Source organism: Polyangium spumosum, assembly GCF_009649845.1.
GTDB classification, from domain to species: Bacteria; Myxococcota_A; Polyangia; order Polyangiales; family Polyangiaceae; genus Polyangium; species Polyangium spumosum.
This window is the reverse complement of record NZ_WJIE01000001.1, coordinates 443,362-456,899: the sequence shown is the minus strand read 5'-3', so window position 1 is coordinate 456,899 and position 13,538 is coordinate 443,362. Positions and strand designations below refer to the sequence as shown.

Below are 13,538 nucleotides of genomic sequence, written 5' to 3'. Positions count from 1 at the left end.
CCGCGCCAAACACGAACGATCCTGGATCATGGAAGGTCCACCCTGTGGGGAATGAACGATCCATGCGCGGGCCAAGCCTCGCGCCATACGGAACCCCAAGTCGGCTCACGAGGCCGCGGAGGGTTTCACCGTCGCCGCAGTTTTCCGACGGGATGGTGGAATTTTATGCATCGGGCCCCTGCGTGTGGCCGTGGACGCGTCTGGCACGGAGCTTGTACTATCGAAATCCCACCCAGGAGCCAAAGCCCAATGAAGACAAACGCTCGCCGCATGTCGTTATCCATGGCCGCCGCCGCGGCCGTTGCTCTGGGAATGAGCATTCTGCCCGCCTGTTCGGGAGACGACTCCTCCGAGGACCTCATCGGCGCCAACGAGGACATCGGCTCGACGAGTGAAGGCGTGGCCGGCACGATCGCCGTCGGCACGACCCTCAAGTCGACGACGAACGTCAACCTCCGCACCGGCCCCGGCACGAGCTACAAGATCCTGCACGTCGTGCCCTCCGGCGCGAAGGTCACGGTCGAGGCCAAGGACCCGAAGAACGGGTTTTACAAGATCAAGCACGACGGCACGGTCGGCTGGAGCTCCGGCAAGTATTACACGACCGTCTCCTCGGGCGGCGGCGGCGGCGGCGGGAGCCTCTCCGCGGCGCGGCAGGAGGCCATCAATCGCGGCAAGTCGATGAAGGGCTTCTCGTACTGGTGGGGCCACGGCCGCTGGCGGCCGGAGGGGCCGACGGCCTCGACGAAGGGCTCCTGCTCCGGGAGCTGCCCGAGCTGCTCGCACAGCGGCTCGTACGGCGCGGACTGCTCGGGCTTCGTCGCGAAGGCCTGGTCGATCCCCTCGTCGAACGCCGACATCACGAAGGACGGCCACCCCTACGGCACGATCCACTTCGTCGGCAGCTCGTCGAACTGGTCGACGGTCTCGCGCGGGAGCGTGAAGCCCGCCGACGCGCTCGTCTACAACACGAACGGCGCGGGCCACATCATCCTGTACTCCGGCGGCGACGGCTGGGGCTCGATGTACGCCTACGAGTGCAAGGGCTGCTCGGCCGGCTGCGTCTACGGCCTGCGCACGGCGTCCTCGTCGTACAAGGCGATCCGCCGCGCCGGCTGGTGAACGACCCCCTCACCCCCGACTCTTTTTCCCCTCTCCACGCCGTGGAGAGGGGCCGCGAGTGAGGCTCCGCGCTCGCATCGCGTGCGCGATTCCGGCCTTCAGCGTCCCCTTCGTCACGATCGACCCGAGCTCGGCCCCGAGCTCGACCAGCGTCCGGGCCACCTCCGGCCGGATCCCCGTCAGCACCACCTCTGCTCCGAGCAGCGACACCGCCTTCGCGGCTCGCACGAGCAGCTCCCCCGTCTGCGCCTCGACCTCCGGCACGCCTGTCACGTCGAGGATCACCGTCCGCGCCGCCGTCCGCGTCACGCCCTCGAGCAACGTCGACAGCACCCGATCCGCCCGCCGCTCGTCGAGGCCCCCCACCAGCGTCATGGCCAGGATCTCGTCGTCGATCGGCACGAGCGGCGTCGAGAGCGCGAGCAGGCTCTCCTGCTGCGCCGCGAGCAGCTTCTCCCGCAGCTCGGCGTCCGCCCGCTCCGCCTCCGCGCGCTTCAGGTCCGTGATGTCCATGGTCACGCCGCGCGCGCCGATCGGCTGCCCCGCCTCGTCCCGGATCAACGTCATCCGGTTGCTCACCCAGACCGTCCGCCCGTCCTTGGTGATCCAACGATACGAGGCCGAAGCGGCGCCCTCGGCCATGAGCCTTTGCGAGTCCCTCTCGGCCTGCGCGCGGTCCTCCGGGTGCACGAGCTCGAGCCAGAAGTTCGGCCTTCGCCACTCCTCGGGCGTGTACCCCGAGAGCGCCTCGATCTTCTCGCTCACGAACCCCACCCGCTGCCGGCTCGGATCCTCGACGAAAAAACTCTCCCACGCGATGCCGGGGACGTTCGCGACGAACCCGTCGAGCCGCTGCCGCAGCGCGCGCTCCTTGAGCAGGGCCTCCTGCGCGTTGTGCTCGGCGCGCATGCGCCGGCTCACGTCGAAGACCACGCCGTGCAGCTTGGCCGGGCGCGCGTCCTCGCCCGGCACGTACAGGAAATGCGTATCGACCCAGGTATAACCGCCGTCCTTGCGCTGCATCCGGTGCGGCGAGAGGTGGGATTCGCCGTTCTCCAGGAATTGCATCGCCTCGGCGTGCGCCTTCGCCTGGTCGTCCGGGTGGATCTTCGTCGTGAAGAAGTGGGGCTGGCTCAAGCCCTCCTCGGTCGAATACCCGAGCAGCTCATGCAGGCCCACGCCGCCGATGAACGTCGGCCGGAATCCCCCCGAGGGCTCCTGCTCGTACTCGACGACGACGCCGGGCACGAGCGCGATGAGGTCTTCGAGGACCGCCGCGCGCTCCTCCGCCAGCCGAGCCCGCTCCTCTGCCGCCGCGAGCTCGGCGCGCAAGGACTCGATCGTATCGCCACTCTGCCCCATGGTCTCGGTGCTCCTACGGAAGAATACGACCCTACCAGAAAGGAAGCGCGGCCGGGCATGCATCCGGCGTCGCGGCGCTCGTCTGCTCGCTGCACAGGTCGCGAGCGGCACCGTCCGTGCATTGACGGCAAGCCGAGCAGAAGGTCCTCCGGACCCGCGCCCGAGGGGGCGTCCCCGCGCGCCGGATCTCGCGTCGCAAGCCGCGTCCTCCGAGGGGGGCGTCCCCCTTTTTCGTGCACGAGGTTCAGCCGGCGCGGCCCGGGAAGACCTCGCCCGCGAGCGCCTCGATCGCCATTCGCACGGCGTCGTCGCTCGCGTGGCGCACCCGGAAGCCGAGCGCGGCGAGCTTGTCCGGGCTCATCGACGAGCGCGGCACGTCCCCGGGCCAGCCGCGATCGCCGCCGGTGAAGCGGATCGTGGCGCCCGGGTAGGGCGAGGCCTTCACGCAGAGCTCGGCGATACGCGCGACGGAGGTCTGGTCGGGCGGGGCGAGGTTGTACAGGCCGAGCCGCTCCTTCGCGTGATCCAGCCCGAAGAGCAAGCCGTCCGCGCAATCCGACACGTGCAGGTAGGGCTTCGATTGCCGGCCGTCGCCGAGCACCTCGAGCTCGGTCTTCCGGTCGCGTAGTTTTTTCAGGAAATCGAGCGCGGCGCCGTGCGTGCCGCGCGGGCCGACGACGTTGCCGAAGCGGAAGATGGTCGCGTGCAGGCCGAAGCACTCGACGAACGCGCTGATCAGCGCCTCGCCCGCGAGCTTGCTCGCCCCGTAGAGCGAGATCGGCAGGTGGCCGATGTGGCCCTCTTTGCACGTCTCCGGCGTGTCGCCGTACACCGTGCCCGACGACGAAAAGACGAGCCGGGCCACGCCGGCGCGGCGCATGGCTTCGAGCACGTTGTAGGTGACGATCGTGCCCTGCTCGAGGTCGAGCCTCGTCCGCTCGAGCCCCCAGCGCGCCTCGGGGTTCGCCGAGAGGTGGAAGACGACGTCGTGGCCGGCGGCCGCGGCCGTGAGCCTCTCGAGATCGAGCGCGTCCGCCTCGACGAGTGTCACGCGCCCCGCGTCGAGCTGCTCCTGCAGGAACGCCCGTTTCCCGACGGAGAGGTTGTCGTACACGGTCACGGGCCCGCGCGTGACGAGCCGGTCCACGAGGTGGCTGCCGATGAACCCGGCGCCGCCGACGACGAGCGTCTTCATGGTTTCTCCTGCGCAGGCTCGATCCGCGCCACGAACTGGAGCTCGTCGCGCGTGACGAACCGCATCGGCGCGTCGTGGATCTGCATCGGCCAGCGCAGGGCCGTGATCCGGCCGCCGGCCGCGCGCACCAGCTCGATCCACTCGGCCGGCGAGAAGTACGTCCCCCGCACGAGCACGCCCGCCTCGGCGTTGCCCACCACGTCCATCGCGAGCAAGAGCGCCCGCGAGATCGATCCGAAGCGGAAGTGATCCTTCACCAGCACGGCGCGGGAGGCCACGCGCAGGCACTCGGCGAGCACCTCGCCCGGCGCCTCGCAATGGTGCAGGACGTCGGAGATCGTGACGATCTCGAACGCGCCGTCGGGGAACGGCAGGCGCTGGCCGTCGTAGGGGACGACCTCGATCACCACGCGAGGGCGAACGAGCACGTCCACGCCCGCGACGCGGCGCGCCCCGATCCGCTCGGCGACGGCCGCGGCGATCGCTCCATCCCCTGCGCCCACGTCGAGCAGCGACGCGGCGGGCCCGGCGAGCTCGGCGAGCGCGTCCGTGATGCGCCGCGCGCGTGGCAACGTGACGGCGCGCCGGTGCAGCGCGAAGAGGGCCTTGTGGATCCCCAGCACGGACGGCGGCTTAGCCGAGGCGGCCGGGCGTGGCAACGTGCTAACGTCCGCGCCGCCCGTGGACCAGGCCGAACCTTCCCTTCCGCGTCGCTTGCTCGCTCTCGCGAGGCGTGATCCGCCGCGCGCCGTGGCTGCGCTCATCGCGACCGTTTCGATGCTCGCGACCGCGCTCGTGGTGCTCCTGCCGTGGCTCGCCGAGACCCGCACCTTCGGCTTCCACGACTGGGACGTGCAGACCTCGCACCGCTACCTCGTCGTGAAGAGCCTGCTCGATCATCACGAGTTGCCCTTCTGGAATCCTTACGCATGCGGAGGATTCCCCGCGTGGGGCTACGTCGAGGCGGGCACGATCCTCGTCTCGCCGTGGTTGCCTGCGTACCTCGCCTTGCCGATGAACCTCGCGATCCGGGTCGAGGTCCTCGGCATGGCGCTGCTCGGCGCTGCGGGCGCGTATGCGGCCGGGTCGCGTTTCACGAAGAGCCACGGGGCGCGGGCGCTCGTGGCCGCGCTTTTTGCGGTCAACGGCCGCTGGGCGCTGCAGACCGCCTCGGGCCACACCTGGCACCTCGCGTACGCCTTCCTCCCGTGGGCGCTCTTTTTCTTCGAGCGCGCGCGGCAGAGGCCGCATCGCCCGAGGGACCTCGTCCTGCTCGGCGCGACGTTCGCCGCGCTCGTGTACGCGGGGGGCATCTATCCCTTGCCGCACACGGTGCTCGCGCTGGGGTTTTACGCGATCGCGCTCGGCGTGCTCGAAAGAAGCGCGCGGCCGCTCGCCATCCTCGGCATCTCGGGCCTGCTCGGCGTCTCGCTCTCGGCGCCGAAGCTCCTGCCGATGCTCGACGTCTTCGGCAAGGCGCCGCGGCTCGTCCCGTCGACCGAGGCGATCGACATGGGCGCGCTCTTCACGATGCTCACCGCGCCCGATCAAGGCTTTCATTCGCGGCCCGTGCGCGTGCCGGCGTATGGCTGGCACGAGTGGGGCATGTACATCGGCCTGCCCGGCGTGCTCCTTCTCTTGTTCGGGCTGCTCCTCGTGCAGGGCAAGCGCGAGGCGGCGCTCAAGGTGGTGGGCGCGATCTTTGGCCTGCTCGGGCTCGGGGCGTTCCACCCGCACGCGCCGTGGACGCTGCTGCACGCGCATGTGCCGGTGTTCAAATCGCAGCACGTGCCGTCGCGGTTCCTGTATCCGGCGGTGCTCCTGCTCGCGATCGTGGCGGCGAGCGGGATCGGGCGGATCGTGGAGCGCGCGGGGCGGCGGCGGCCCTGGCTCGACGCGGCGCTCGCGGTCCTCGTGCTCTTGCTCGGGCTCGACGTGGCGAAGGGCGCGCAGCGGCCGATGGCGCAGTCGATGTGGATGGTCCCGCCCGACCACATCCCCGCGGACCGGCCCTTCCATTTCGAGAAAAACCCGCCGTTCCATTACAAGCGACGCGACTGGGCGGGGCCGATGTACCTCGCGATGCTGGGCAACACGGGCGTGCTCGACTGCTACGGGGCGCCGCCGTTCGAGCGGAAAGGCGCGCTCGCGGCGAATGATCCGCGCCACCGGGGCGAGGTCTTCGTCGCGGAGGGGAAGGGGACGGCGAGGCTCGTGGAATGGAGCCCGAACAAGGCGACGATCACCATCGAGGGCGCGGAGGCGGGAGCGGTCGTCGTGTACAACATGAATTACGACGAGGGCTGGCGCGCGTCGGCGGGCGAGGTCGAGAACCTCGAGAACCGCGTGGCCGTACGATTGCCGGCGGGCGTGACGACGCTCTCGCTCTGGTATCGGCCGCCGGGGTTCTTGCCGGGGCTCTTCGTGGGGCTCGCGGCGCTGGCGGGCGCGATCGCGCTCGTGCGCGCCGAGAAGCGCGAGGAAGAGGGCGAGGTGCGGGGATGAAAGGGCCGCGTATTGCGCTCGCGGCGTTCGTGGCCCTCGGCGTCGCCGAGCTCGTGGGGTATTTCGTGACCTCGCGGCGGGGGCCCGCCTTCGAGGACTGGGCGGCGCTCGCGGGGCCCGTCGCGGAGGAGCGGAAGGCGGGCGAGCTCGTCGTGGTCGCGCCTCCCTGGGCCGAGCCGCTCGCGCGGCAGGCGCTCGGGGACGGGGTTTTCCCATTACGAGACGTGGCGCGGCCGGACGTGACGCGATATCGCGCGGCGCTTCTGATCTCGGCGCTCGGGGAGGCCTCGCCGGAGCTCTCGGGTTTTCGTGAGATCGGCCGGCGCGAGGTCGGGCCCTTCGTGATCCGGCGGCTCGAGAACCCGAGCCCTGCCGAGGTCGTCTTCGATTTCGTCGACGGCCTCGGCCCGGCGCGGGCGGACGTGCGCACGACGAGCCCCGAGGCCCGCTGCCTGTGGAACCCGAAGGCGCGTGTCCTCGCCGGCGGCCTCGGCGGCCACCCGACCTTCCCTGCGGCGCGCTTCGAATGCCCCGGCGGCCCCTTCTTCAGCGTCGGGCCGACCGTCATCGCCGCGGGCGAAGAGTTCCGCCCGCGCCGCTGCCTCTTCTCGCACCCGCCCGCCCGCGGCGAGGTCGTGACACGGTATTCGGGTGTGCCTCTGGGCGGGGTGATCCGCGGGCACGGCGGCATGTACTGGATCATCGAGCGGGAGCGCCAAGGCGCGCCGGTCGCGCTCGCCGTGCGTGTCGACGGCGAGGAGATCGGGCGCTTCGAGCACCGGGACGGCGACGGGTGGGCGGCGTTCGAGATGCCGCTCGGCGCGCACGCGGGCAAAAAGAGCGCGACGGTCGAGTTCTTCGTGTCGAGCAAGAACCACGCGCACCGGCATTTCTGCTTCGAGGCGGATACACGATGAGCAGCGGGGCGAAGCTCACCTGGAAGGACGATCTCATTGCGGCGCTGCTCGCGGCCCTCGCCATGGCCGTACTCGTGGCGACCGTGGGCGACCTCGGTTATGCGCGCGACGAGGGGTTTTACTTCCATGCCGCCGACAGTTATCGCCGGTGGTTCGAGCTCCTCTTCTCGAATCCGGCGGCTGCGCTCGAGCCGACGGCGATCGACTCGGCCTGGCGGGTGAACAACGAGCATCCGGGGCTCATCAAGTCCCTCTTCGCCCTGTCGAACCTCTTCTTGCAGAAGAAGTGGCACCTCTTCGCCATGGAGGGGACGAGTTATCGATTCCCCGGCATCTTCCTCGCGGGCGCGGGCGTCGCGCTCGTCTATCGCTGGGGCGCCGAGGCGCGCGGCCGGCTCGCGGGCCTCTTCGCGGCGATCGCGCTCTTCTGCATGCCGCGGTTCTTTTATCACGCGCACCTCGCCTGCTTCGACGCGCCCGTCGTGACCATGTTCCTGCTCGCGACCTATTGCTTCTGGAAGGCGATACGAGAGGGCGGGATGGCCTGGCCGATCGCGGCGGGGCTCTCGTTCGGGCTCGCGCTCGACACCAAGCACAACGCGTGGTTCTTGCCGATCCTCGCCGTGACCCACGTGGGGCTGCTCCTCGCGCGGGACAGGCTCACGGGCGGCGACACGAAAGAGACTTTGCGGCGGGCGCTCTCCGCGCTGCTCGCGATGGCCTTGCTCGGCCCGCTCGTGATGTACGCGCTCTGGCCGTGGATCTGGCGGGACACGTTCGCGCAGCTCGCCGCGTATGCGTCGTTCCACCTGAACCACGAGTATTACAACATGGAGTTCTTCGGGCGGACGTACTTCACGCCGCCCATGCCCCGCCTGTATGCGCCCGTGATGACGGCGGCGACGGTGCCGACGGTGACGCTCGCGCTCTTCGTGCTGGGGATTTCCGTGCGGGCGCGGGCGCGTATGAAGGCCTTCGTGCGCGCGCGGGCCGGGAAACTCGCGCCGCGCGAGGGGGGCGAGACGGATCTGTTCTGGCTGCTCGCGATTGGCATCTCGTACGGCGCGTGGGTCTTCCCGAAGACGCCCATCTTCGGCGGGACGAAGCACTGGATGCAGGCGTATCCCTTCGTCGCCCTCTTCGCCGGGGCGGGGTTCGCCTGGCTCGTCTCGGTGTTACGCGTGGAGCTCCGGCGGCGGAAATGGGCGTCCTTCGGGCGCGCGGCGGCGGCGGGGCTCTTCGTGATCCTGATCGCGGCGCCGATCGTCGAGACGGCCGGGTCGCATCCGTGGGGATTGTCGAGTTACGCGCCGCTCGTGGGGGGCGCGAAGGGCGCGGCGACGCTCGGGCTCAATCGGACGTTCTGGGGTTACACGACCGGCGCGGTGGTGGAGTACCTCAACCGCGAGGTGCCGAAGAGCGGCGCCGTGTACATCCACGACACGGCCTGGCCGGCGTGGGAGATGCTGCAAAAGGACGGCCGGCTGCGGAGGGACATCCGCGGCGTGGGCGCGGTGCACGACGCCGATTTCGCGATCTACCACCACGAGCAGCACATGCTGGGGCAGGAATACCAGGCATGGGTGGCGTACGGGACGGCGGCGCCGGCGCACGTGGCGGGGCTCGAGGGGACGCCGGTGATCTGGGTGTATCGGCGGGAAGGGCGGTAGTCACAGCCCCCTGTCGATGAGCTCGCTGCGCGCCCGCTCAACCCTCCCGCACCGAAAAAAACCGCTCCTCTGGCGCTCCCCGTCCTCGGGCTTTAGGGGGCCCCGGGGTGGACCGTGCTCGCCGCGCGAGGAGCCATGGCATGCCAGCGACCTGTGGAGGACGGGGGCAAGGCGTTGCTCCTCATCGTCGAGCGAGACCCGGCCGTCCGACGATTGGAGCGGTTCTTCCTGGAGGACGCGGGGTTTTGCGTGGAGCTCGCGGAGGACGGCCTGGACGGGCTCAACCGCGCTCGCGCGCTCCGCCCCGCGATCGTGATCACGGAGATCCTGCTCCCGCGGGTGGACGGGCTCAGCGTATGTCGGGCGCTCAAGGCGGAGCCTTCCACGAGGAAGATGGCGATCCTCGTCTTCAGCGTCCTCGCCGCGGAGGAACGGGCGATCGAAGCTGGGGCGGACGCGTTTCTGCGCAAGCCCATCGACGACGGGCTGCTCATCGGCACGGTTCGACGCCTGCTCGCGCGCGGCGGCTCGGAGGAAGGGCCGACATGAAGCGCATCACCACAGGAATCGAGGCGTTGGACCGGATCCTCGGGGGCGGCTTCCCGGCGAACTCGATCCATATCATCATGGGTAACCCGGGCAGCGGCAAGACGATCCTCGCCGAGCAGATCGCCTTCACCAATGCGACCGCTGACCGCCCCGCGCTCTACATCGTCACGGTCTCCGAGCCGCTCGCGAAATTCGTGACCTACCTGCAGCAGTTCACCTTCGCCGATCCCGCGTGCGTCGGGACCCGCATCCTCTACGAGGACATCGGCGACCTCCTCGTCGCGCATCCCGAGCAGATCACGTCGCGTATTCAGGACCTCATCCAGCGCCACCGTCCAGGCATCATCATCTTTGATTCATTCAAGGCGATCGGCGACATGATGACCCATCTGCCCGCCTGGCGCAGGGTGCTCTTCGAGCTCGCGGGCCTGCTCACGGCGTACGCCGCGACGACCTTCTGGGTCGGCGAATACACGGGCGACGCGCTCACGCGCAAGCCCGAGTTCTCGGTGGCGGACGGCGTCCTCGAGCTGCTCCGCGATTGCGGGTCGGGCCGTGATTTCCGCTTTCTCCGCGTGCGCAAGCTCCGCGGCAGCGATTTCGCCGATGGGTCTCACGCCCTGCGTATCTGCCCGTCGGGGCTCGAGGTCTTCCCCAGGCTCGTCACCCCGGACGTCACGCCCTCGTATACCCCCATCGCCGAGCGGCTCCCGAGCGGGATCGCCGACCTCGACGAGATGGTCGACACCGGCTGGCTGCGGGGCTCGACGACGCTGATCGCGGGGCCCTCCGGCGCGGGCAAGACGGTGCTCGCCCTCCATTTCCTCCGCGAGGGCGTCGCGCGCGGCGAGCCGGGGCTGCTCGTGAGCCTCGAGGAGAACCCGGTCCAGCTCGCGCGCTCGATGCGGAGCTTCGGCTGGGATCCCGAGCAGATGATCGGCCCCGACAAGCTCGATCACCTCTACATTTCGCCCGTCGAGCTCCAGATCGACACCATCGTCGCCGAGGTCTTCAGGCGCATCGAGGCGAACCACGTGCAGCGCCTGGTGATCGACGCCGTCGGTGATCTCGAGATGACGGTGAACGATCCCACGCGCCTGCGCGATTACCTCTATTCGCTGGTCCAGCGGCTCGCGGCGCGGCAGGTCACGTCGATGCTCGTCGTGGAGACGCCGAACCTCGTGGTGTCGGAGTCGGTGACGCGGCGGGATATCTCGTTTCTGTGCGACAACGTCATCGTCCTGCAGATGCTGCTCGGCGAGGAGCTGCTCCGGACGCTGCGTATCCTCAAGACCCGCGGCAGCAAGCACGACGGCAAGGCGCGGACGCTTTTGATCACCCCCACGGGCATCGTCGTGAGGTGAGCGCGCGCCATGGTCGACGAGAGAGCCCTCCGTGAGCTCATCGCCGCCGGCAACGCCGTCTCGGCCGCGCAGGGTCACCACGAGATCGTCACCCTGGCGGCCGAGAAAGCCGCCTCGCTCGTCGACGCGGACGCCGCGCTCGTGCTGGTCCCGAGCGACGCGGGAGAGGCGACCATCGCTGCGTCGGTGGGCGTCGACCCGGAGTGGGCGCGGCTCTTTCGCGCCCCCCTGGACGAGCACATCATGGACGCGCTGCGGGAGGTGGGCGGCTTCCGGCCGGGGGATTGGCTGCTCGCCGTCCCCATTCTCGACCGGCAAGTGATTCGTGGTGTCCTCGCCGTCGCTCGTCGCGCCGAGCGGCAGCCTGCCCACGCGTGCTCCGAGGACGACGCGACATACCTGCTCTCGGCGCTGGCGGATCGGACGGCCGTCGCCGTCGCCCATGCCGACCGGATCGAAGAGCTCGCGAGCGCGCTCGAGGCTGCCGAGGCCGCGCGGCGAGAGCTCGCCGCCGTGCTCGACACGACGCCGGCGGGTATCGTCATCATCGAGGGCGAGGACGGGCGCATCACCTACACGAACACCCGGGCCCTGGAGTTTTACGGTCGACCCATCCTCGGCTCGTGTTTCAGCGACCGCGCTCCGTGGCTCCACCGGCCCGACGGCTCTCTCTGTCCGCCGGCCGAGCTGCCGGCGGCGCGCGCGCTCCGGCGCGGCGCGCGCGTGCGGGGCGAGGAGATCCTGATCCAGCAGCCCGACGGGACGTTCCGGGTCGTCGAGATGCACGCGGTGCCGCTGCGCGACCCCTCTGCGAAGATCACGAGGGCCCTCCTGGCGATGCAGGACGTGACGCGACGCAAGCACGCCGAGGAGCACGTCATCCGGAGGCTCTCGGAGCTCTCGGCGATCTTCAAGGCCCTGCCCGACCTGTACTTCCGGCTCGACGCCGGGGGCACGATCCTCGACGCGAGGTCGGGTCGGAGACGGGACGTGGCCATCGATCGTCTCATCGGCAGGCGGCTCGAGGACGCGTTCGGGCCGCAGACCCGGAGCCATTTGCAGGCCAGCATCGACGAGGTGAAGAAGCTCCGATCCCTCGTCACAATCGAATACCGCGAGTCCGGGGGCGGCGAAGCCCGGTGGTACGAGGCGAGGGTCGTGCCGCTGCAGCCAAATGAGCTCGCCCTCCTGATTCGAGACATCACCGAGCGCAAGCGCGCGGAGGAGTACCGGGAGGACATGTTGCGGGTCATCACGCACGATCTCCGGGCGCCGCTCAGCGTGATCGTGTTACGCGCCCAGCGTCTCCTGCGCATCTCCGCGGGCGAGCCCGGGCACGAGGAGGCGCGGCGTTGCGCCGAGGCGATCGTCTCGAGCGGCCGGGGGATGGCGACGATGCTCGACGAATTGCTCGAGTCGGTGAGGCTCGAAGCGGGGGAGGTCCGGCTCGACAAGCGCGAGCTGTCCATGGCCGCGTTCGTGACCGAGCTCGTCGACCGCATCGCAGGTGAAGACGCGCCTCGCGTGGCCGTGCACGTCCCCGAAGGCCTACCTGCCATCTCCGCGGATCCGGCGCGGCTCGAGCGGATCCTGTCGAACCTGATCTCGAATGCGCTCAAATACGCGCCCGCCGGTTCGCCAATCACCGTGGGCGCGGAGCTCTGCGGGGACGTGATCATCGTGAGCGTGGCCGACCGCGGGACAGGCATCTCGCGGGTGGATTTGCCACACGTCTTCGAGCGCTTCTGGCGGGCGGCGGGCGCGCGCTCTCATGAGGGGCTCGGGCTCGGGCTGTTCATCACGAAGCAGCTCGTCGAGGCGCACGGCGGCCGTATCTGGGTGGAGAGCGAGCTCGGCGTCGGCAGCGTCTTCCGATTCTCGTTGCCGGTTTGAGGAGGCGGGCGAGGGGGGGCGTGGGAGATGCTGCCGCGCTGGCTGCCCACGTTGACACCCGATTGCGCCTCGTGTAGGTGTAATGCACGTGAGACGCTTTCCCCTTGGCAAGGTGGGCGCGCTGTTCTTGGGAGGGCTCTGTTCCGGTGTGCTCGTAGGTGGGCTCGCCGCTTGCGAAGGCTATAACCCCTTCGCTAGCTGACTGTCAGACGAAGAATATGGTTCACGAATTGGCCCACGCCTGCGGTTGGCATCATCTCGATGGGTTTGGCGTACCCGGAAACAACGGAGTGGTTTCATGCAACAACTAGTCGAACGAACGGCGTTTCTGGGGTTCTTGTTCTTGGCCACGGCGTGCGCCTCGTCCACCCAGGCGGTGCAACCCCAAGCGCCTCCCCGCGGGGGCGTCCTCGAATTTCGTCCGGAGTCGTATGATGGGCGCATCATCAAAGGTCGCCTGCTGCTGAGCGCGACGCAGAGCATGTTCCGCATCGATTCACGACGAGCGGGATGGTACGCGCTGGACTACGATGGGCTGCACACCTGCGGAAAGACGGAGCCCCAGCGGTATTTTCACTTCGATTATATATTTTCGCCCATCCCCCCCGATCAAATCATCCCCATCTACCAGGGTAAGTGGTACGGCGAAAACGTGGAGTTCTGGATCATGGACCATCGGGAAGATCACGGGGAAGGTCCGGATTGTATCGAGACCACTTTGTCGGCTCGAACCGCTGACCGGCAGACCATCGCCACCATTCCCATTCGCGTCGAAAGGACCGACAAGAAAGCCGCGCCCAAGGCCGAGGGCGCGAAGGAGCCGAACGAGCCGAATGCCCCCAAGGAGAGCACGCCGGACGCCCCCAGCCCGAAAGCGCCATAAGCTTCGCGAAAGCGGTCAACCTTCAGAGGCGCGCTCGAAGGACGGGACGATGAACCCGTATTTCCGGTGCGTAACAAG

The 13,538-nt window shown here is 69.2% G+C and carries 11 protein-coding genes; 8 read left to right on the top strand and 3 right to left on the bottom strand.

Going from position 1 to position 13,538, the window contains the following annotated elements:
* Window positions 1-249 precede the first annotated feature (249 nt).
* Window positions 250-1,122: an SH3 domain-containing protein gene (locus GF068_RS01945; RefSeq protein WP_170319259.1), complete on the top strand. Its 873-nt coding sequence runs from the start codon at window positions 250-252 to the stop codon at window positions 1,120-1,122.
* Window positions 1,123-1,131: 9 nt separating this feature from the next.
* Here GF068_RS01945 and GF068_RS01940 read toward each other — a convergent pair whose 3' ends face one another.
* From GF068_RS01940 to GF068_RS01930, 3 genes are all read right to left on the bottom strand, one after another.
* Window positions 1,132-2,484: a PAS domain-containing protein gene (locus GF068_RS01940; protein ID WP_170319258.1), complete on the bottom strand. Its 1,353-nt coding sequence runs from the start codon at window positions 2,482-2,484 to the stop codon at window positions 1,132-1,134.
* 244 nt (window positions 2,485-2,728) lie between these two features.
* On the bottom strand, window positions 2,729-3,679 hold the full coding sequence (locus GF068_RS01935; protein ID WP_153817575.1) for an NAD-dependent epimerase/dehydratase family protein: 951 nt from the start codon (window positions 3,677-3,679) through the stop codon (window positions 2,729-2,731).
* Window positions 3,676-4,302: a methyltransferase domain-containing protein gene (locus tag GF068_RS01930; protein WP_338046164.1), complete on the bottom strand. Its 627-nt coding sequence runs from the start codon at window positions 4,300-4,302 to the stop codon at window positions 3,676-3,678. Before GF068_RS01930 ends, GF068_RS01935 begins: the two co-directional genes overlap by 4 nt.
* 127 nt (window positions 4,303-4,429) lie before the next feature.
* Here GF068_RS01930 and GF068_RS01925 point away from each other — a divergent pair, with 127 nt between their 5' ends.
* The 7 genes from GF068_RS01925 to GF068_RS01895 all read left to right on the top strand — a co-directional run bounded on the left by GF068_RS01925 (window position 4,430) and on the right by GF068_RS01895 (window position 13,460).
* Window positions 4,430-6,184, top strand: coding sequence for a glycosyltransferase family protein (locus GF068_RS01925; RefSeq protein ID WP_153817573.1), 1,755 nt, complete (start codon window positions 4,430-4,432; stop codon window positions 6,182-6,184).
* Complete coding sequence (locus GF068_RS01920) at window positions 6,181-7,101, top strand: hypothetical protein (protein ID WP_153817572.1); 921 nt, start codon at window positions 6,181-6,183, stop codon at window positions 7,099-7,101. Before GF068_RS01925 ends, GF068_RS01920 begins: the two co-directional genes overlap by 4 nt.
* Window positions 7,098-8,771, top strand: coding sequence for an ArnT family glycosyltransferase (locus GF068_RS01915; protein ID WP_153817571.1), 1,674 nt, complete (start codon window positions 7,098-7,100; stop codon window positions 8,769-8,771). Before GF068_RS01920 ends, GF068_RS01915 begins: the two co-directional genes overlap by 4 nt.
* 135 nt (window positions 8,772-8,906) lie before the next feature.
* Window positions 8,907-9,320 (top strand): response regulator, encoded by a 414-nt coding sequence (locus GF068_RS01910; RefSeq protein WP_153817570.1) that lies wholly within the window; start codon window positions 8,907-8,909, stop codon window positions 9,318-9,320.
* A complete protein-coding gene (locus GF068_RS01905) occupies window positions 9,317-10,684 on the top strand; it encodes a DUF7125 family protein (RefSeq protein ID WP_153817569.1) in 1,368 nt (455 codons plus the stop codon). Before GF068_RS01910 ends, GF068_RS01905 begins: the two co-directional genes overlap by 4 nt.
* A 9-nt stretch (window positions 10,685-10,693) precedes the next feature.
* Window positions 10,694-12,577 carry a sensor histidine kinase gene (locus tag GF068_RS01900; RefSeq protein WP_153817568.1) on the top strand — a complete coding sequence of 628 codons (1,884 nt, stop codon included), beginning with the start codon at window positions 10,694-10,696 and terminating at the stop codon, window positions 12,575-12,577.
* 481 nt (window positions 12,578-13,058) lie between these two features.
* The gene (locus GF068_RS01895; protein WP_153817567.1) at window positions 13,059-13,460 is read left to right on the top strand and encodes a hypothetical protein; all 402 of its coding nucleotides are present in this window, start codon (window positions 13,059-13,061) and stop codon (window positions 13,458-13,460) included.
* Window positions 13,461-13,538 lie beyond the last annotated feature (78 nt).

What these genes read in the sequence shown, in the direction of transcription:
- GF068_RS01945 (WP_170319259.1), top strand. Translation starts at nt 250, where the DNA reads ATGAAGACAAACGCTCGCCGCATGTCGTTATCCATGGCCGCCGCCGCG.
- GF068_RS01910 (WP_153817570.1), top strand. Translation starts at nt 8,907, where the DNA reads ATGGCATGCCAGCGACCTGTGGAGGACGGGGGCAAGGCGTTGCTCCTC.
- GF068_RS01935 (WP_153817575.1), bottom strand. Translation starts at nt 3,679, where the DNA reads ATGAAGACGCTCGTCGTCGGCGGCGCCGGGTTCATCGGCAGCCACCTC.
- GF068_RS01900 (WP_153817568.1), top strand. Translation starts at nt 10,694, where the DNA reads ATGGTCGACGAGAGAGCCCTCCGTGAGCTCATCGCCGCCGGCAACGCC.
- GF068_RS01920 (WP_153817572.1), top strand. Translation starts at nt 6,181, where the DNA reads ATGAAAGGGCCGCGTATTGCGCTCGCGGCGTTCGTGGCCCTCGGCGTC.
- GF068_RS01895 (WP_153817567.1), top strand. Translation starts at nt 13,059, where the DNA reads ATGTTCCGCATCGATTCACGACGAGCGGGATGGTACGCGCTGGACTAC.
- GF068_RS01915 (WP_153817571.1), top strand. Translation starts at nt 7,098, where the DNA reads ATGAGCAGCGGGGCGAAGCTCACCTGGAAGGACGATCTCATTGCGGCG.
- GF068_RS01905 (WP_153817569.1), top strand. Translation starts at nt 9,317, where the DNA reads ATGAAGCGCATCACCACAGGAATCGAGGCGTTGGACCGGATCCTCGGG.
- GF068_RS01940 (WP_170319258.1), bottom strand. Translation starts at nt 2,484, where the DNA reads ATGGGGCAGAGTGGCGATACGATCGAGTCCTTGCGCGCCGAGCTCGCG.